The following is a 19260-nucleotide window of genomic DNA, read 5'->3' as shown; positions in this document are numbered from 1 at the left end:
TAACTGAGCCATCGTCTTTCAACTGAACTGTATCTACTGTTATGGACGACAGAGGAGGATCATTGGCATCAGTTAAATCACTACCTAATCCCGCCATAAGCGGAAGGATGAAGCATCATGGAACGTACCCTCAGTTCCGGTCTGGTTTTTGAAAGCAACGCCCAGCAATCCAACGCCTCGCTGCCGCTGCGCGCACTGTCCACCCTGCTGCTGTGGCAGCGCCGTATGGCTAGCCGCCGTCAACTGGCTCGCCTGGACGCCCGCCTGCTGGCCGACGCTGGTATCAGCGAGTCGCAGCGTTACGAAGAGCTGAGCAAGCCTTTCTGGCGCTAAGCACCGGCTTGCCGGCTTCGGCCGGCACCGCGAATTCCCGAAACCCGTTGCAGGTAACTGCAACGGGTTTTTTGCATCCAGGCCGCATGCTAGAGCCTCTCTCAAACAAACCAATACAGTTTTTATAATCACAAAAACACATAGGTACAGTTTGTTGGCGCGCTTTTCATTAACATCCGGAAACACCGGCGCGTGATACGCTTGGCTTCACAGTCTGGTAGAACCCACTGTTAAAAGTACCGTGACGAGCTGTGCGAGCGTCCGATAAGCAGAACCCCCCGACCCTAGTCCAGGAGTCCACGATCATGTCCCGTAAATACCTGATTGGCGCCACCCTGATGCTGAGCCTGGCCGGCACCGCAAACGCCACCAGCTTCGTTGTCACCACCGACGCCGTCGTTGGCGCGGTAGCCGCGTCCACCGATGCCACTTCCGATATCTCCTCCTCGTTCAAAGACGACAAGATCGTCAAGGCCGCCCGCGACGATGCCGCTGCCTTTGTTGGCAGCCAGGGCGACATCCGCGGTGCCAAACTGGAAAGCGCCTTCTTGCACATCCGCTCGCAAGCACCCGCGTTGCAGGCCAGCGATGCGCAACTGGCCCAGGCCATCCTGGCACTCTGACGCCAGCTGAGCCCTCTGGCTGTGCTGGTGACTACCAGCACAGCCATCCAACCTTTGCGCCCCACCTTTCCAGCTGTTGTAGAGCCCATGCGTTATCTGTTGCCGCTGCTGTTTTCCGTTGCAGGCATGGCCAGCGCCCATGCCATGGATACCACCACGCAAAGCCTGGTCATTACCGGCTATGTTACCAGCCAGGTCACCACTGCACCCTTCGATCGCAAACTGGTCCGCCAGGCGCGCGACGATGCAGCGGCCTTCGTGGCCAGCGACGGCCAGATCCGCGGTGTGCGGCTGGAAGCTGCGCTGGAATCATTACGCCACAATTGTGCACGGCACACCGTCGGCGACCTGGAACTGGCGCAGGCAATTCTCGTCCAATAACTACATCTGACTCCCTGTATTTTTCGGAGATGCTCCATGCGTAAACCGCTGATTGCCGCTACCCTCGGCATGCTGCTGCTGGCCGACCTGGCCCAGGCACAGACCCTGGTGGCCACCAGCAATATCATCGTGCGTGCCTTTGGCCGCTCGATCGACTTCACCTCGGACACCACCACCTCGATTCGCGACTCCAAAGTGGTGCGCGAAGCCCATGACGACGCTGCCAGCTTCGTCGCCAGCAACGGTGACATTCGCGGCGCCCAGCTTGAGGCGGCCTTCAACACCCTGCGCGAGCGCGTGCCAGAAGCGCGTGGCGCCAGCGACCAGGTACTGGCCGAAGCCATCCTCGCACTGTGAAACGCGTGCGTGCCTGGCTGCTCGGCTGCGCCCTGACGCTGCCCGGCACGCCCGTATTGGCCGACCTGCAGCTTCAGCTGCAGGCAACCGGCCTGGACCCGCAGCAAACCCAAGCCACCCAGGCCCTGCTCGATGAGGCCTTGGGCAAGCTGCCCCCCCGATTCAAGCAGCAGCTGGACCGCCGCGTGCGGGTCAGCTGGAGCGACAGCATGCCGGCAGATGCCTACGGCCAGGCATCGCTGGTGTCCACCCTTGAGCTCAATCGACGCCTGCTGCCCGGTCTCACCGACGGCAGCGCTGCTACCGAACGCACCCACCGCCCCCATGGCACGGTGCGCGAAGAATTGCTGGCCACCGTGCTGCACGAGCTTACCCATATCTACGACCGTGCCCGCCTGTGGCCCGCTGCCGAGCATTCGCTGATTGCCCGCTGCAAGCGCCAGCAAGGCACGCTGGGCAAAATCGGCCTGCCCGAAGCGTGCCGGGGCCAGGCCGAACGCCGCTTCACCCTCAGCGACGACCCGCGTTTGCTCGACCTGGCGGGTTGGCAACAGTACGTAGGCCGTCGTGGCGAGCGCGAGCAGCACAATGGTCAGTTCGTGCGCAGCCCCGACAGTTATGAACTGAGCAGCCCCAAGGAGTACATCGCGGTCAACATGGAGTACTTCCTCCTCGACCCGAGCTACGGTTGCCGCCGCCCGGCGCTGAACCAGTACCTGCGCGAGCACTTCGGCTGGGCACCGCAACAGGACACCTGCGCCAAGGGCCTGCCGTTCATCAATGCCGGCAGCGACTTTGCCCGCCAGCCGCTGGGTGAAATCGACCCTGAGCGGGTCTATGAAGTGGACTACCTGCTGGCCGAAGCCAACCAGAACCTGGTCAGCCGCTGGGGCCACAGCATGCTGCGCCTGGTGATCTGCAAGCCGGGCCGCCCACGCGGGCCGGACTGCCGCCTGGACCTCGACCAGAGCCTGGTGCTGTCGTACCGCGCCTTCGTCAACGATGTACAGCTGTCCAGCTGGGACGGCCTGGTCGGCAACTACCCCTCGCGGCTATTCGTGTTGCCGCTGGGCCAGGTAATCGACGAATACACCAAGACCGAGCTGCGCAGCCTTGCCTCGGTACCGTTGAAGCTCAGCCGCAACGAAATCGAGGAGCTGGTACGCCAGGCCGCCGAAATGCACTGGAGCTATGACGGCAACTACTGGTTCCTGTCCAACAACTGTGCCGTGGAGTCGTTGAAATTGCTGCGCAGCGGTACCGCCAACCCACGCCTCAACGACCTCGACAGCATCATGCCCAACGGCTTGCTGGCGGTGCTCAAGGGCAGGGGGCTGGCAGACACCAGCGTGCTGGATGACCCGCGTGAGGCGCTGCGTCTGGGCTACCGGTTCGATTCCTATCGCGACCGCTACCAGGCCATGTTCGAGGTGCTGCGCAAACAGCTGCCGATCAAGCAGGCCCTGGTCGAAGACTGGCTGGCACTGGATGCCGAGCAGCGCCGCCCATGGTTTGCCAAGGCCGACCTGCGCACCAGCGCCGCGTTACTGCTGCTCGAACAGGCCAGCTTGCGCCGGCAACTGCTGCTGGCCCAGGACGAGGTCAAGCAGCGCTACCTGAATGCCGCTGCCCTGAAAGATGGCAGCGTCAGCAAGGCCGATGCGACCCTCAAGCAGATGCTCGCCAACAGCGGCTTTCTCAGCCGCCCGGCAGAACTGCTCGATGCCAAGGGCTACGGGCTGCCGCAGCCCGAGGAGCGCAAGCACCTTGAGCAGGTGAGCAGCGAACGCCAGGCACAGTTGTTGCGTTTGAGCACCAGCCTGGACAAAGAGGTGAGGGCGCTGCTGGAGCCGTCGCGGGCCAAGGAAATTGCGGCTGTCGAGGCCAACGTGAAGCAGATTGGCGAACATTTGCGGGCACTGCACAAAGCTGCGGGTGGCCTGCAGTTGTAAGAAGTGTTCAGCTTGCATAGCCCTCTGTAGGAGCGGCCTTGTGTCGCGAAAGGGCCGCAGAGCGGCCCCAGGACTTCAGCGTCGCCCCGCCTATTGCTGGGGCTGCTCTGCAGCCCTTTCGCGACACAAGGCCGCTCCTACAGGTTCTCCTCAGCCTCGGAAGGCAGCTGTTCATCCAGATGCAACCAAGGCAACCGGCTACCCACCCAGATATGCCGGTTGGCCCTGACCCGCTCCGGGTGATCCAGCGTCGCCACCGTCACATCGACCGTTTCCGGGCTATGGGTAGTCATCAGCGCCACATGCGCCCCGCACTGCCCACAGAAGTACCGGCTGCAACTGGCCGGTGCCACATAGCAGTTCGGCTCACCCGCCAACCACTGAAACCCCGAGCGGGGCAGGGTGAGCCAGGTCACCACCAACCCACCGCTTACCCGCCGGCAAATCGAACAATGGCAGTGGGCGATGTCTGTCAGGTCACCCACCAGCCGGTAACGCAAGGCGCCACAATGGCAGCCCCCTTCGGTTACATCCTGCATCACCTACCTCTCGTCGCCTTTGCTTCGGCGAAAGCTGGCTGAAAGCTTGCGCTCATAGGATAGCCCCCACTACCGGCACAAGACCGGTCAGCCAAGGCACCCGGTAATTACCGAGCCCGGCCCAATCAACAACAACAATGGTGATTCTGATGTATTCCTGTGCCCGCCTTTCTGTAGTCCCCCTCCGCATGCTCCCTGCGCAGCGCCCGACGCGCTGATCCGCCCGAATCGACATTCCTTTCGCCGCGCCACGCCTGGAGTATTGCCATGCTGACCTTCCTCGGCTTTGCCATGGTCATCACCTTCATGTACCTGATCATGACCAAGCGCCTGTCGGCCTTGATCGCGCTGATTCTGGTACCGATCCTGTTCGCCCTGTTCGGCGGTTTCTCCGCCAAGATCGGCCCCATGATGCTCGAAGGCATCAGCAAGCTCGCGCCTACCGGCGTGATGCTGATGTTCGCCATCCTCTATTTCGCCCTGATGATCGACTCCGGCCTGTTCGACCCGGCCGTGCGCAAGATCCTCAAACTGGTCAAGGGCGACCCGCTCAAAGTCTCTGTCGGTACCGCCGTGCTGGCCCTGGTGGTCTCGCTCGACGGTGACGGCGCCACCACCTACATGATCTGCTGCGCCGCCATGCTGCCGATGTACAGCCGCCTGGGCATGAGCCCGCGGATCATGGCCGGCCTGATCATCCTGGCCGGTGGGGTGATGAACATGACCCCGTGGGGTGGCCCGACCGCCCGCGCCGCCAGTGCCCTGCACGTAGACCCATCAGACATTTTCGTACCGATGATCCCGGCCATGCTGTTCGGCGTGCTGGCAATTCTGGCCATCGCCTACATGTACGGTAAACGTGAACGTGCCCGCCTGGGTGAACTGCACCTGCCGACTGACGACATCGACCACAGCGAAATCACCGTTTCGCAGTACCCTGACGCGCGCCGGCCCAAGCTGCTGTACTTCAACGGTGCCCTGACCGCCGCCCTGATGGTCGCGCTGATCGCCGGTGTGCTGCCGCTGCCCGTGCTGTTCATGATCGCCTTCAGCATCGCCATGATCGTCAACTACCCGTGCCTGCAGCAGCAGAAGGACCGTATCGCCGCCCACGCCGGCAGCGTGCTGGCCGTGACCGGGCTGATCTTCGCCGCCGGTATCTTCACCGGTATCCTGTCGGGTACCGGCATGGTCGACGCCATGTCCAAGAGCCTGCTGGCCGTCATCCCTGAAGCGCTTGGTCCATACCTGGCTGTGATCACCGCGATCGTGAGCATGCCGTTCACCTTCTTCATGTCCAACGACGCGTTCTACTACGGCGTGCTGCCGGTACTGGCCGAAGCCGCCAGCCACTACGGCATCACCCCGGTGGAAATGGCCCGTGCGTCGATCGTCGGCCAGCCGGTACATCTGCTCAGCCCGCTGGTGCCCTCGACCTACCTGCTGGTGGCTCTGGCCGGTATCGAATTCGGCGATCATCAGCGCTTCACCCTGAAGTGGGCAGTGCTGGTATGCCTGTGCATAATGTTCGCCGCGCTGCTGATGGGGATTTTCCCGCTGTTCAGTAGTCTTTAATAAACACGTATTAGTCTGACGCGACGCGCCTCGACAGGGGCGCGTCGCCTTTATCGTTCGAAGGAAAACACATGGAATGGCTGACCAGCCCGGAAATCTGGGTTGCCTTTTTCACCCTTACCGCGCTTGAGATCGTCCTCGGTATCGACAACATCATCATGATCTCGATCCTGGTCAGCCGCATGCCCAAGCACATGCAGCCACGCACCCGGATCTTCGGCCTGGCCCTGGCCATGGTCACCCGTATCATGCTGCTGCTATCGATTACCTGGGTCATGCGCCTTACCGCCGACCTGTTCGTGGTATTTGGCCAAGGCATCTCCGGACGTGACCTGATCCTGTTCTTCGGTGGCCTGTTCCTGCTGTGGAAAAGCTCGCAAGAGATCTACCACGGCCTGGAAGGCGAGGACGAAAACGCCGAAGAGCCGAAAGGTGCGGGCGGCAAGTTCTTCTACACCATCATCCAGATCGCCATTATCGACATCGTGTTCTCGCTGGACTCGGTAATCACTGCGGTGGGTATGGTTTCCCACGTACCGGTGATGATCGCCGCCATCGTCGTTGCCGTGCTGGTGATGATGTTGTGCGCCGGCGCCATCAGCAACTTCATCGACAAGCACCCTTCGCTGAAGATGCTCGCGCTGTCGTTCCTGATCGTGGTCGGTACCGTGCTGATCGCCGAAGCGTTCGACGTGCATGTGCCGAAGGGCTACGTCTACTTCGCCATGGCCTTCTCGCTGGCGGTGGAAGCCATCAACATCCGCATGCGCACCGCCGCGGCCCGCAAGGAAGGCAAAGAGCATGACCCGGTGAAACTGCGCAAGGACATTCCAGGTCAATAAGACCAGGAAGCGCAAAACACAAAGGGCCCTTCGCAGGGCCCTTTTTCATGTCTGATCGGTTTCAAACACATGACAGCCATGCGAAGCTGGCGACAGCTGCGCAAAACAACTAAAGCTTTGAGTGAGCACCGAAAATTCTTCAAACGCTCACGTTTCTTTTCTTGGCCCGCTGGGCCAGTGCAACAGGGGGCTTTCGCCATGCTGACCCTGCTCAACCTGCTCTCGGCCGTGACGCTTCTGGTCTGGGGCACCCACATCGTACGTACCGGCATTCTCCGCGTGTTCGGCTCGAACCTGCGGCGCATCATCAGCCAGAACATGGACAAGCGCCCGCTGGCGTTCATTGCCGGCATACTGGTCACGGCCATGGTGCAGAGCAGTAACGCCACGGCCATGCTGGTCACGTCCTTCGTCGGCCAGGGCCTGATGGCCATGACCCCGGCCCTGGCGATCATGCTGGGTGCCGATGTGGGTACCGCGCTGATGGCCCGGGTACTCACTTTCGACCTGTCCTGGCTATCACCCTTGCTGATATTCCTGGGCGTGATCTTCTTCCTCTCGCGCAAGCAGACACGGGCTGGCCAGCTGGGCCGTGTCGGTATCGGGCTTGGCCTGATCATCCTGGCACTGGAGCTGATCGTGCAGGCAGCTGCGCCGATCACCCACGCCCAAGGCGTGAAAGTGCTGTTTGCTTCGCTGACTGGCGACATCATGCTCGACGCCCTGGTCGGCGCCATGTTCGCCATGATTTCCTATTCCAGCCTCGCTGCCGTGCTGCTTACCGCAACATTGGCCGGTGCCGAGGTCATCAGCCTGCCAGTGGCCATCGGCCTGGTGGTCGGTGCCAACATCGGTAGCGGGTTGCTGGCCTTCATCAGTACCAGCATGCAGAACACTGCCGGGCGCCGCGTGGCGTTGGGCAGCTTGCTCTACAAGCTGATCGGCCTGCTGCTGATCATCCCCGTGCTGCACCCCTTGGTGGAGTGGATGGACTCGCTCAGCTTCAGCCCGCAAGAGCTGGTCATCGGCTTCCACCTGCTCTACAACACCCTGCGCTGCCTGCTCATGCTGCCCACGGTCAAACTCATGGGCCGGCTGTGCAACAGCCTGCTGCCCGAGCGGGAAAACGGCAACGGCCAGATCCGCCCGCGCCACCTCGACGCCTCGGCGCTGGAAACACCGAGCCTGGCGCTTGCCAACGCTGCCCGTGAAACCCTGCGCCTGGGCGATATCGTCGACAGCCTGCTCGAAGCCATGCTCGGGGCCCTGCGCGGCACCCAGACCGCCCTGCCACAGCAGGTTCGCGCCCTGGGTGAAGATGCCGAAGCCCTGTACAGCGCCATCAAGCTCTACCTTGCTCAGATGTCGCGCGAAGACCTCAGCGAGCAGGACAACCGCCGCTGGGCCGAGATCATCGAGCTGGCCATCAATCTCAAGCTCGCCTGCGACCTCATCGAGCGCATGTTGCGCAAGGTCCAGCAGCAGAAAACCAGCCAGCGCCGGGAGTTTTCCCAGGTGGGGCTGGAAGAACTGACCGGGCTGCAAGAGCAATTGTTAGCCAACCTGCGCCTTGGCCTGTCGGTATTCCTTAGCGCCGACCCGGAAAGCGCCCGTTTGCTACTCAAGGAAAAACGCCGTTTTCGCGCCCAGGAACGGCGCCTGGCGCATGCCCACGTCAGCCGCTTGCAGCGTAAGGTGGTGCAAAGCATCGAAACCAGTTCGCTACACTTGGAGCTGATCGCCGACATGAAGCGGTTGAACTCTTTGTTCTGCAGCAGTGCCTATGTGGTACTGGGCGGCTCCGACACCGGCGGGCTGATGCTCGACAGCGTGCCGGACGAAGCCCGTCTGCCGTGAATGCCTACCTGAGGACCGAAGCTCGCCCATGCGTTGCCTGATGTTCGTTTGCCTGCTGATCTGCAGCCTGCCCTCATTGGCCCTCGACCGCTCCCGGGTTGAGGGCTACCTGCTGCCCAACGGCCTGCAGGTCATTCTGAAAAACGGCTACGAGCGCGACCATGTGGCGATTCGCCTGGTGGTCGGGGTGGGCCTGGACGACTTCGATTGCGAACAGAAAGAGCTGCCGCACCTGCTTGAGCACCTGCTGTTCAGCGGCATCGACGAAACCGGCGAGGGCGGCCTGGAAGAGCGCCTGCAATCGCTCGGCGGCGAGTGGAATGCCTACACCAGCAGCGCCGACACCACGTTTGTCATCGAAGCCCCCGCACGCAACCAGCGCAAAGTGCTCGACCTGCTGCTGGCGATAATCCGCGACACCCGTATCGATGCCAAAGCCCTGGCCACCGCCAAGCGCATCATCGAGCGCGAAGATGGCGGCCACTATGGGCACCTGCAGCGCTGGCTCGACCGCCAGGATATCGGCCACCCTGCCAGTGACCAGCTGGCGACCGAGCTGGGCCTGAAATGCCCCGAGCGCTCCAATATCGACGACATGACCCTGGAGCAGGTACAGGCCTTGCGTGACCGCTGGTACGCCGCCAACAACATGACCCTGATCATGGTCGGCGGCCTCGATCGCTTGCTGCCAGCCTACCTGGAACGCACCTTTGGCGAACTGCCAGCCACCGAGCCGGAAGAACGCCGCAACCTGGAAAGCATCACCCATCAGGCCGAGCAGCGCCGCGACCTGACCCGGGGCTGGTTGGGCGACAGCGTCAAGCTGCACTGGCTGTTCATCGAGCCGGTGCTGGACAACGACCATCAGGCCACCCTCGACCTGCTGTCGCGTTACCTGGACTGGGCGCTGTACGACCAGCTACGCCTGCGCAACGGGCTGTCCTACGGGCCATCGGTGCAGCGTGAAAGCTTTGGCGATACCGGCCTGCTCAGCCTCAATGCCGACCTGGAACGCGACGACATCGACAAGGCGGTGAAGGTGATGCAGGCGTTGTTCGAGCACCTGCGCAAGGAAGGCCTCGACCCGGACACCTTCGCCCGCGTCAAGGACGCCAGCGTTGCCAAGGAAAGCTGGAGCACCCAGGGCAACAGCGCCCTGGCCGACTACTACTGGGGGGCGCTGAACGACTACACCGACGGGCGCTTTGCCAACCCGGTGCGCAAGTTGCGACAGGTTAGCCTGGAGCAGGCCAATGAGGCGCTGAAGGCGTTGCTGAAGGAAGAGGGTTACCTGCGTATCGAGAAGCCATTGCTCGGCTATGACGAGCTGTACGGGCTGGCCGCGCTGATAGTGGGGCTGATATTGGCGGCCGGGTTGCTGCGCTGGCGGCGGCATGGCCCGCAACGGCCGAGTGGTGCTACACGACAGCGGTAGATCAGCGGTATCCTTTTGCCAGTACCGGCCCTTTCGCGGGTTTACCCGCGATGAGGCCGGCACAGCCACCTAATCCTCTCCTGTTGTAGACCCAATGCCCCAAATCCCCCATATCGTCCTGCGCATCATCGAACTGCTCAAACGCTACCCCGGCATCATCGCGCTTTGTGGTTTCCTCTCTGGTATCGGCAGCTTCATCCTGGTCGACCGCCAGGCCGGCCTGGCCAGCTGGGTAGCTGTGCTCATGCTGGTCAGCTGGGTCTGGCTGATGCTGGAGAACACCCTGACCGGCCTCTTCGCCCGCACCTTCAATCGCGAAATCCCGCAGCCGCTGCTGCGCTACGCGACGCAGATGATCCACCAGGAAACGCTGTTCTTCGTGCTGCCGTTTTTCTTCATCACCACCACCTGGAACAGCGGCCAGCTGGTGTTTACCGGTTTGCTCGGCGCCGCAGGCCTGATTTCGATCACCGACCCGCTGTACTACAAGTGGCTGGCGCCTCGGCGCTGGCTGTTCCTGGCGCTGCATACCCTGACATTGTTTGCCGCCCTGCTGACCGCGCTGCCGATCATCCTGCACCTGACCACCGCGCAAAGCTTCAAGCTGGCCCTGATCGCCGCCATGGCCCTGTCGTTCCCCAGCCTGGCCAGCAGCTTCCCGATCAACACCTGGCGGCGCGGCGTCGCCCTGGTGCTGGTTACCCTGTCGGTGGGTGCCGGGGGCTGGCTGCTGCGCTCCTGGGTACCGCCGGCCACCCTGTGGATGACCGAAGTGGCGGTGAGCACCGAAGTGCTGAATCGCCAACCGGGCGACTCGTTGGACGAAATAGCCGCCAGCCGCATTCGCAGCAGCGGCCTGTACGCCTATACCGCCATCAACGCACCACGCGGCCTGAACGAGCGGATTTACCACGTGTGGCAAAAAGACGGCAAAGAGGTCGACCGCATTGCCCTGGACATCCACGGCGGGCGCAAGGAAGGCTACCGGGCCTGGACCCACAAGCAGAACTTCCCGCCAAACCCTGTGGGCAAATGGCAGGTGCGGGTGCTGACCGAGGATGGCCAGGTGATTGGCGTGCTGCGCTTCAAGGTGGTCGATGACGCACCGGCACAGTGATTGAAAGGGGGCCGCTTTGCGGCCTCCAAACCCACCAGACAGCACATAATCACCAAACAGCCCATGCCTGCTGCGCTATGATCAGCCCCTAAGCCTTAGCGCCGAGTCAGTAGCATGGAGCCAATGACCACCCCCAGTGCCACCCTGGACACCAGCAGCCAACCGGCCTGCCTGCGCATAACCGGTGACTGGACCCTGGCGCACTACGCCAGCCTCAAGCGCGAGAGCGAACGCCTGCGAGCGCAGTCCACCACCGACACCGTCGCCGACCTCAGCCAGCTGGGCCGCCTGGACACCGCGGGCGCCTCGTTGCTGGCCGAACTGCTGGGTTCCGAGCGCCTGTCCCACTGCACCCAAGACCTGCCCGAAGCCAGCCGTGCGCTGCTCAAGAACGTTTACTGTTCGGTGCAGGACTACTGCATCCCGATCAAGGAACCCGAGCGCAATGTGCTGATGTTGCTGCTGGAACGCATCGGCCGCGCCGTCGGCACGTTGTGGCAGGACAGCATGCAATTGCTAGGCTTTGTCGGCGTGATCCTCGAAACCTTGCTGCGTCGTGCCCTGCAACCACACCGCTGGCGCATTACCCCGGTTGTGGCCCACATCGAGCAGACCGGCCTGGACGCGGCCCCCATCGTCGCCTTGCTGACCTTCCTGGTGGGTGCGGTGGTGGCCTTTCTCGGCGCCACGGTGCTGGCCGACTTCGGTGCAACGGTCTTCACGGTCGACCTGGTGGCATTCTCGTTCCTGCGCGAATTCGCCGTGCTGCTCACCGCCATCCTCATGGCCGGCCGCACCGCCAGCGCGTTCACCGCGCAAATCGGCTCGATGAAGGCCAACGAGGAAATCGACGCCATCCGCACCTTGGGCCTGAACCCGATGGAACTGCTGGTGGTTCCACGGGTACTTGCACTGCTGATCTCACTGCCCCTGCTCACCTTCGTCGCGATGATTTGCGGCATTGTCGGTGGCGCAGTGGTATGCGCCCTGACGCTGGATATCTCACCGGCCATGTTCCTGTCACTGCTGCAAAGCGACATCGGCGTGCAGCACTTCCTGGTGGGCCTGGCCAAGGCGCCGTTCTTCGCCTTCCTTATCGCCGCCATCGGCTGCCTGGAAGGCTTCAAGGTCAGTGGCAGCGCCGAGTCAGTGGGCGCGCATACAACATCGGCAGTGGTGCAGTCGATTTTCGTGGTCATCGTGCTGGACGCGGTGGCTGCCCTGTTCTTCATGGAGATGGGCTGGTGAGTGGCCAGGAAACCGTTATCGAGGCGCGCGGCATCTGCAACCGCTTCGGCCGCCAGGTGGTGCATGAAAACCTCGACCTGGACCTGTACCGCGGCGAAATCCTCGCCGTGGTGGGCGGCTCGGGCAGCGGCAAGTCGGTGCTGCTGCGCAGCATCATTGGCCTGCGCCGGCCCAACGAAGGGCAGATCAAGGTGTTTGGCCAGGACCTCGCCGGCCTGCGTGAAGAGCAGCGTTCCCTGGTCGAGCGGCGCTTTGGCGTATTGTTCCAGAAGGGCGCGCTGTTCTCTTCGCTGACCGTTACCGAGAACGTGGCCTTGCCGCTGATCGAGCACGCCGGGCTGTCCCGCGCCGACGCCGAACACCTGGCCGGCGTGAAGCTGGCCCTGGCCGGGCTGCCGATATCCGCCGCCGACAAGTACCCGTCTTCGCTGTCGGGGGGCATGATCAAACGTGCCGCGCTGGCCCGAGCCCTGGCACTGGACCCTGACATCCTGTTCCTCGATGAACCCACCGCAGGCCTGGACCCGATCGGCGCTGCCGCGTTCGACCAGCTGATCCTTACCCTGCGCGATGCCCTTGGCCTGTCGGTGTTCCTCATCACCCACGACCTCGACACCCTGTACACCATCACCGACCGCATCGCGGTGCTGTCACAAAAGAAGGTTTTGGTGGCCGGCCCGCTGGCTGAAGTCGAGCAGACCAACGACGCCTGGATTCAAGAATACTTTCATGGCCCCCGCGGGCGTGCAGCCGAGCAGGCCGCCACCCGTGCCGGGCAGGAGCGCTGAGCAATGGAAACCCGAGCCCATCACGTACTAATCGGCCTGGTCACCGTCCTGGTGGTGGCCGGCGCCATGTTGTTTGGCCTGTGGCTGACCAAGTCCAGTGTCGACGACGCGTTCAAGGACTACGAAGTGGTGTTCAACGAGGCCGTTTCCGGCCTGTCCCGTGGCAGCCCGGTGCAGTACAACGGCATCAAGGTGGGCGATGTGTCTACCTTGCGCCTGGACCCGAAAGACCCGCGCCGGGTACTGGCCCGCGTTCGCCTGAGCGGCGATACCCCGGTGAAGGAAGACACCCAGGCCAAGCTGACCCTGGCCGGCGTGACCGGCAACGCGTTCATCCAGCTCAGCGGCGGCACGCCACAGAGCCCCGAGCTGAAGGGCAAGGACGGCAAGCTGCCGGTAATCATCGCCTCACCGTCGCCCATCTCGCGCCTGCTCAATGACAGCAGCGACCTGGTCACCAACATCAACATGCTGTTGCACAACGCCAACCAGATGTTCTCCGAAGACAACATCGGCCACCTCAGCAGCACCTTGGCCAACCTCGACAAGACCACCGGTGCCTTCGCCGGCCAGCACGGCAGCATCGCCGAGGCCATCGAGCAACTGGTGCAGGTGGGCAAGCAGGCCAGCGCCACCCTGGCCGAAACCCAAACGCTGATGCGCAATGCCAACGGCCTGCTGGGCAGCGAAGGCAAACAGGCGATCGGCAGCGCCGAGCAGGCCATGCAGTCGCTGGCCGAAAGCACTGCCACCATCAACAATCTGCTGAAAAACAACAGCGAAGCCATCGGCGACGGCGCCCAGGGCCTGAACCAGCTCACACCTGCCATTCGCGAACTGCGCGAAACCCTTAACGCACTCAAAGGTATTTCCCGGCAACTGGAGGCCGACCCCAGCGGCTACCTGCTCGGCCGCGACAACAACAAGGAGTTCCAGCCATGAAACCGTCGCTGCGCCTACTGGCCCTGGCGGCCGCGCTGAGCCTGGCCAGTGCCTGCTCGATCCTGCCCAAGAGCGAACCCGTCGACCTCTATCGCTTGCCGGTTAACCAGCCCAGCCGCACGGCAGCACCGCTGGACTGGTCATTGCGGCTGAACAAGCCGCTGGCCAGTGAAGTGCTGGCCGGCCCGCGCATTGCCGTGATTCCACAGGGCGATGTGGTCAGCAGCTACAAAGGTGCGCGCTGGAGCGATGCGGCCCCGGTGCTGCTGCGCAACCGCTTGCTCGATGGTTTCCAGCGTGATGGCCAGGTACAGCGCCTGAGCGCCGACGACAGCAACCTGCAGGCCGACTACGAGCTGGCTGGCGAGCTGCAGGCATTCCAGAGTGAGTACCGCCCGGGCGGCGCGGTGGAGGTGGTGATTCGCTATGACGCACGGCTGGTTCAGGGCCGCAACCAGCGCATCCTCGCCAGCAGACGTTTCGAGATCCGCCAGCCGCTGGCCGACAAGCAGGTGTCAGCGGTGGTCGCCGGTTTCGGCCAGGCCAGCGACCAGTTGGTGGGGCAAGTTGTGACCTGGACCGTCGACCAGGCCAGCCAGGCACAACGCAAGGTTCAGGCGAAGAACCAGTAGCAGACGAAGATCGCGGCGACCACGCCAGAGAACTCGGCCAGCAGTGCGCAACCGACCGCGTGGCGCACGCGCTGGATACCCACCGCGCCAAAGTACACGGCCAGCACGTAGAAGGTCGTTTCAGTACTGCCCTGGATGGTCGCCGCTACCAGGGCCGGGAAGCTGTCTACACCCTGCGTCTGCATGGTCTCGATCAGCATGGCCCGCGCTGCGCTGCCGGAGAACGGCTTGACCAGCGCGGTGGGCAGGCCCTCGACGAAGCGGGTGTCCAGGCCCAGCCAGTTCACCGCATGGCGGATACCGTCCAGGGCCAGCTCCAGCGCGCCTGAAGCACGCAGTACACCCACCGCCACCAGCATCGCCACCAGGTAGGGCAGCAGGTTCTTGGCCACATCGAAGCCTTCCTTGGCCCCGTCGACAAAGGCTTCATACACCTTCACCCGCTTCAGGGCGCCAATCACCAGGAACAGCATGATCACGCCAAACAGTGTGAGGTTGCCCAGGACCGACGACAGGCTGGCCAGCGCGGCGGCCGACAGGGTGCCGAGAAACGCCATGAAGCCTCCCAGCAGCAACGCGCCGGGAATGAAGTAGGCGAGCACCACCGGGTCCCACAGGCGCAGGCGCTGCATCACCGCCACCGACAGCAGGCCGACCAGGGTCGAGACACTGGTGGCCAGCAGGATGGGCAGGAACACCATGGTCGGGTCTGGCGCGCCTTGCTGGGCCCGGTACATGAAGATGGTCACCGGCAGCAGTGTCAGCGACGAGGCGTTGAGCACCAGGAACAGGATCTGCGCGTTGCTGGCTGTGGTGCTGCTGGGGTTGAGCTCCTGCAGCGCACGCATGGCCTTCAGGCCAATCGGCGTGGCGGCGTTGTCCAACCCCAGGCCGTTGGCCGCGAAGTTCATGGTGATCAGGCCCAGGGCAGGGTGGCCGGGCGGCACTTCCGGCATCAGGCGGGCGAACAGCGGGCCCAACACTTTGGCCAGCCATTCGACGATACCGGCCTTTTCGGCGATCTTGAGAAAGCCCAGCCACAGGGTCAGTGTGCCGAACAGCAGCACCATCACCTCGACCGACAGCTTGGCCATGGCGAAGATGCTTTCGACCATTGCCGCGAAGATCCCGGCATTACCACCCACCAGCCATTGGGCTAGGGCGGACACTGCCGCCACCAGGAAAAAGCCAAGCCAAAGGCCGTTGAGCATCCGCGTATTCCCCCTGAAAAATGCCCGAATGATAGCGGAAGTTGCTTGTACCGGGGCCTGTGATCCAGACAGACAACAAAAAGCCCCGACAAGTCGGGGCTTTTCAGGACAGCAATCAGGTTCAGCGCTTGGCGGCTTCGCCAACCACTGCAGCTTCCTGCTTGCCCGCCATCAGCGAGGCGTAGTACTTCTCGCCCTTGGCGGCATCGTACATGCCTTCCCAACGCGCGATGACCAGTGCTGCCAGGGCGTTGCCTACAACGTTCAGCGCGGTACGGGCCATGTCCATGATGCGGTCGACACCGGCGATGAAGGCCAGGCCTTCCAGCGGGATACCCACACTGCCCAGGGTGGCCAGCAGCACCACGAACGATACGCCCGGCACACCAGCGATGCCTTTGGAGGTGACCATCAGGGTCAGCACCAGCAGCAGCTGCTGGCTCCACGACAGGTCGATACCGTAGAGCTGGGCGATGAAGATGGCCGCGATGCTCTGGTACAGGGTCGAACCGTCGAGGTTGAAGGAGTAACCGGTCGGTACCACGAACGAACAGATCGACTTCGGCGCGCCGTACTTTTCCATCTTCTCGATCACGCGCGGCAGCACGGTTTCGGAGCTGGAGGTGGAGTAGGCCAGAATCAGCTCATCTTTCATGATGCGCATGATCTTGATTACCGAGAAGCCGAACACGCGGGCAACCAGGCCCAGCACCATGAAGGCGAAGAAGGCGATGGCGAAGTACACCAGCAGTACCAGCTTGGCCAGCGGCAGCAGCGAGCTGAAGCCGAAGTTGGCCACGGTCACGGCGATCAGGGCGAACACGCCGATCGGGGCGTAGTTCATGATCATGTGGGTGACCTTGAACATGGTTTCCGATACGGCCTGGAAGGTGCGTACCAGCGGGTCGCGCAGCTCGGCCTGCAGGCTCGACAGGCCCAGGCCGAACATGACCGAGAAGAAGATGATCGGCAGCATTTCGCCACGCATCAGCGCTGCGAAGATGTTCGACGGGATCAGGTTCAGCAGGGTCTCGATGAACGCGTGCTCATGCTGCACCTCGGCCGCAGTGGCCTGGTACTTGGAGATGTCCACGGTACCCAGGGTGCTCATGTCGATGCCAGCGCCCGGGTGGAACAGGTTGGCCAACACCAGGCCCACGACGATGGCGATGGTGGTCACCACTTCGAAGTAGATGATGGTCTTCAGGCCGATGCTGCCCAGTTTCTTCGCATCGCCAACCCCGGCGATACCCACGATCAACGACGAAATCACGATCGGGACGACGATCATCTTGATCAGGCGAATGAAGATGTCACCGGCGGGCTGGAGGACGTTGCTGATCCACCATGCCTTTTCTGCACTGAAATGATTCAGTAGCGCGCCGATTGCAACGCCCAGGACGAGACCGATAACGATCTGCCAGGCGAGGCTCAGTTTTGCCTTCTTCATGTCTTTACCCTTTGTTCTAGTGGTCATGGCACCCGACGAAAACACGCGTAACAGAGCCATCGGCAAGGCCTCTGGCTTCAAGCGCACCCGTCTGGCGACTTCATGTAAGGACACCGCAGGCGAGCGACAGGGCGCTCTGACCAGCGAAAAAGGCGGCAACTATTGCGATGGGAAAGGGGGAAATCTAATGCCGGAAGCACATGACCCATGCCGATAATGCATAATGTTTCATGCCAAAACAGGCGGTTCGCAAGTGCTTGATTTATAACGTTCGGAATCCCGAACAAGACCAAACCGCCATATTTCGGCAGATTTGACGGTACACAAAGGGCATGAAAGATGGCTTGTTCGACAATCCGAATGGCCGAAATGCCACTTGAAGAAGGACCCGCAAGGTCGAAAAAAATTTGATGTACGGTCGAGACAAAATGTGTCTCAGGGATGAAATCGCGCAAGGAAGTGGGCGATTCCTACATGGCTCCTCGGAAGTCAGGTCTGGTCAGGTATCCCTGTGACACCGCCGACCTGATACTTCCGATTCCGCCTTTCCTGACCCGGCCCATCGCTGGAGGCACTCCCTGTACCCCTAGGCCACTCCGATCCTGCAACAATCAGAACAGCCCGGCCCCTTGGTCATGTGCTGCCCCTCCTCGGGGCGGCGCATCATAGAAGGCTGAAATATAGAAAGGTTCAGCTTCTATTACGTGACAGTCGGTGACCTTTCATCCGTACCGGCAATAAATGCTCAGTACCAGTTCGGGTCACGCTTTAGCTGCTCCTGCAGCATTGCCTTCATGCCGTCGTCAGGGTCGCCCAGCCAGCGATATTGCGCATGGCGTGTAGGCGACTTGTCGCTCGGCAAGCCTTCGGGCACCTCCACGAGCATCCCGTAGGCATCCTCCTTGTCCCAGCTGAATGCAACGATCAGCCGCTTGTACGTGCAGTTGTCCTGCGCCTCGCACAACGGGCCGACCAGGTACTTGTCGCCATCTTCGGTAGTGGCGGACATCTGCTGCTGGGCACTGCCGGTCAGATTGACCACCCAATCGGGCAGGCGTTCCTCGCCTTTGATCGTGTCCTGCCAGGTTTCCCGGTACTCCGGGTCCGAGCTGAGCAACTGGTCGACCCGGACCTGGCCGTCATTGCCCGCCATCGCCGCCGCACTGCCACCCAGCAACAGGGTGGCAGCTAGGGCTGTACAAAGCTTCCTGCCCATCTTCAACCTCGTCCACGTCCAAAGAAGAAGGAGGCTACGAACAACACCAGGAAGACAATGAACAGGATCTTCGCGATACCCGTCGCAGCGCCCGCGATACCACCGAAGCCCAGTACGGCAGCGACAATGGCGATGATGAGGAAAGTGATAGCCCAGCTCAGCATGGTGGTTCTCCTTTCTTTTTCAGAATCGGTGCGGCCGGCAGGTCAGAAGACCCAGCGGTCCTGGGGGACGACATTTTCCAGGGTGGCCGGTGAGGCAGAGGCCTGGCCGGCAGGCAATGGCTCAGCTGCCTTGACCAGGGTATTGGCACGGGTTGCCTGAATCTGCGTCAACAAAGCAGTCTGCGCTGCCACTTGCTCAGCCAGACGCGCGGTCTGCCAGCTGTAATAGAAGAGGCCAGCGGCCAAGGTCAGCAGCAGCGCCATGCCGAGAGACAACATCTGGCGCAGGGGCAGTGCGGCGTTCTGCGAGCGGTTGACGGATTGGCGGTTCATGCCGGCTCCTCCTGCTGTAATTGTTGTTCAAACCTGAACAGGTAATTGCAGCCTGCATGCCAGCCTTTTGATTTTAAAAAATACCTTTAAAATCAATAACTTAATATTTAAATCAACGTTCAGCAGGGACGTATCCTGCACGATGCCGCCTGTGTGGTCGTGCGAATTGCACGATCAGCCCTGGAAGTCAGCATCACGGGCGGAACAAAGCGGGAGGCCGTTTTTTGTAGGCAAAAGCAAAAACCTCCGCAACCAATGTGCCATC

At 62.1% G+C, this 19260-nt stretch carries 20 protein-coding genes; 14 read left to right on the top strand and 6 right to left on the bottom strand.

From position 1 onward, the window contains the following. Positions 1-117 precede the first annotated feature (117 nt). From QQ992_RS00535 to QQ992_RS00515, 5 genes are all read left to right on the top strand, one after another. Complete coding sequence (locus QQ992_RS00535) at positions 118-333, top strand: DUF1127 domain-containing protein (protein WP_003256968.1); 216 nt, start codon at positions 118-120, stop codon at positions 331-333. Positions 334-638: 305 nt separating this feature from the next. Continuing rightward, entirely contained in the window at positions 639-956 is a 318-nt protein-coding gene (locus QQ992_RS00530) for a DUF2388 domain-containing protein (protein WP_286111923.1), read from the top strand. Between the two features lie 87 nt (positions 957-1043). Further along, positions 1044-1337 carry a DUF2388 domain-containing protein gene (locus tag QQ992_RS00525; RefSeq protein ID WP_286111922.1) on the top strand — a complete coding sequence of 98 codons (294 nt, stop codon included), beginning with the start codon at positions 1044-1046 and terminating at the stop codon, positions 1335-1337. A gap of 36 nt (positions 1338-1373) precedes the next feature. Then, positions 1374-1694 (top strand): DUF2388 domain-containing protein, encoded by a 321-nt coding sequence (locus tag QQ992_RS00520; RefSeq protein WP_012316830.1) that lies wholly within the window; start codon positions 1374-1376, stop codon positions 1692-1694. Beyond that, positions 1691-3646, top strand: coding sequence for a DUF7844 domain-containing protein (locus QQ992_RS00515; protein ID WP_286111920.1), 1956 nt, complete (start codon positions 1691-1693; stop codon positions 3644-3646). The genes QQ992_RS00520 and QQ992_RS00515 overlap by 4 nt, the downstream gene beginning before the upstream one ends. Before the next feature lie 137 nt (positions 3647-3783). On the opposite strand, the gene QQ992_RS00510 is transcribed toward QQ992_RS00515, so the two are convergent. Further along, complete coding sequence (locus tag QQ992_RS00510; RefSeq protein WP_274081497.1) at positions 3784-4185, bottom strand: GFA family protein; 402 nt, start codon at positions 4183-4185, stop codon at positions 3784-3786. A gap of 267 nt (positions 4186-4452) precedes the next feature. Between QQ992_RS00510 and QQ992_RS00505 the strand changes: the two genes are divergently transcribed. From QQ992_RS00505 to QQ992_RS00465, 9 genes are all read left to right on the top strand, one after another. Beyond that, positions 4453-5760, top strand: coding sequence for a CitMHS family transporter (locus QQ992_RS00505; RefSeq protein WP_016712867.1), 1308 nt, complete (start codon positions 4453-4455; stop codon positions 5758-5760). Positions 5761-5831: 71 nt separating this feature from the next. Further along, positions 5832-6602 carry a TerC family protein gene (locus tag QQ992_RS00500; protein ID WP_286111918.1) on the top strand — a complete coding sequence of 257 codons (771 nt, stop codon included), beginning with the start codon at positions 5832-5834 and terminating at the stop codon, positions 6600-6602. Between the two features lie 198 nt (positions 6603-6800). Then, positions 6801-8459, top strand: coding sequence for a Na/Pi cotransporter family protein (locus QQ992_RS00495; RefSeq protein WP_119368412.1), 1659 nt, complete (start codon positions 6801-6803; stop codon positions 8457-8459). 28 nt (positions 8460-8487) lie between these two features. After that, the gene (locus QQ992_RS00490) at positions 8488-9894 is read left to right on the top strand and encodes a M16 family metallopeptidase (RefSeq protein ID WP_286111916.1); all 1407 of its coding nucleotides are present in this window, start codon (positions 8488-8490) and stop codon (positions 9892-9894) included. A 94-nt stretch (positions 9895-9988) separates the two neighbouring features. After that, complete coding sequence (locus QQ992_RS00485) at positions 9989-11011, top strand: DUF5924 family protein (protein WP_016712863.1); 1023 nt, start codon at positions 9989-9991, stop codon at positions 11009-11011. A 114-nt stretch (positions 11012-11125) separates the two neighbouring features. Beyond that, positions 11126-12259 (top strand): ABC transporter permease, encoded by a 1134-nt coding sequence (locus tag QQ992_RS00480; RefSeq protein ID WP_286111915.1) that lies wholly within the window; start codon positions 11126-11128, stop codon positions 12257-12259. Next, positions 12256-13047: an ABC transporter ATP-binding protein gene (locus QQ992_RS00475; RefSeq protein WP_105947054.1), complete on the top strand. Its 792-nt coding sequence runs from the start codon at positions 12256-12258 to the stop codon at positions 13045-13047. The genes QQ992_RS00480 and QQ992_RS00475 overlap by 4 nt, the downstream gene beginning before the upstream one ends. 3 nt (positions 13048-13050) lie before the next feature. Further along, a complete protein-coding gene (locus QQ992_RS00470; protein ID WP_016712860.1) occupies positions 13051-13989 on the top strand; it encodes an MlaD family protein in 939 nt (312 codons plus the stop codon). Beyond that, on the top strand, positions 13986-14621 hold the full coding sequence (locus QQ992_RS00465) for an ABC-type transport auxiliary lipoprotein family protein (RefSeq protein ID WP_286111914.1): 636 nt from the start codon (positions 13986-13988) through the stop codon (positions 14619-14621). The genes QQ992_RS00470 and QQ992_RS00465 overlap by 4 nt, the downstream gene beginning before the upstream one ends. Here QQ992_RS00465 and QQ992_RS00460 read toward each other — a convergent pair. The 5 genes from QQ992_RS00460 to QQ992_RS00440 form a co-directional block, all read right to left on the bottom strand. Further along, the gene (locus tag QQ992_RS00460; protein WP_019099192.1) at positions 14603-15832 is read right to left on the bottom strand and encodes a nucleoside recognition domain-containing protein; all 1230 of its coding nucleotides are present in this window, start codon (positions 15830-15832) and stop codon (positions 14603-14605) included. The genes QQ992_RS00465 and QQ992_RS00460 overlap by 19 nt on opposite strands. A gap of 121 nt (positions 15833-15953) precedes the next feature. Beyond that, on the bottom strand, positions 15954-17282 hold the full coding sequence (gene gltP / locus QQ992_RS00455; protein WP_119368407.1) for a glutamate/aspartate:proton symporter GltP: 1329 nt from the start codon (positions 17280-17282) through the stop codon (positions 15954-15956). Positions 17283-18027: 745 nt separating this feature from the next. After that, positions 18028-18498 carry an inhibitor of vertebrate lysozyme family protein gene (locus tag QQ992_RS00450; protein ID WP_286111912.1) on the bottom strand — a complete coding sequence of 157 codons (471 nt, stop codon included), beginning with the start codon at positions 18496-18498 and terminating at the stop codon, positions 18028-18030. A gap of 2 nt (positions 18499-18500) precedes the next feature. Continuing rightward, positions 18501-18662, bottom strand: a complete 162-nt coding sequence (locus tag QQ992_RS00445) for a DUF1328 domain-containing protein (RefSeq protein WP_003252966.1) — start codon at positions 18660-18662, stop codon at positions 18501-18503. 42 nt (positions 18663-18704) lie between these two features. Continuing rightward, entirely contained in the window at positions 18705-18995 is a 291-nt protein-coding gene (locus tag QQ992_RS00440) for a hypothetical protein (protein ID WP_119368405.1), read from the bottom strand. Between the last annotated feature and the right edge of the window lie 265 nt (positions 18996-19260).

It is taken from the genome of Pseudomonas kurunegalensis, from assembly GCF_030291635.1.
GTDB classification, from domain to species: domain Bacteria; phylum Pseudomonadota; class Gammaproteobacteria; order Pseudomonadales; family Pseudomonadaceae; genus Aquipseudomonas; species Aquipseudomonas monteilii.
The sequence above is the reverse complement of the archived record's forward strand: the minus strand, read 5'-3'. Positions and strand labels throughout refer to the sequence as shown.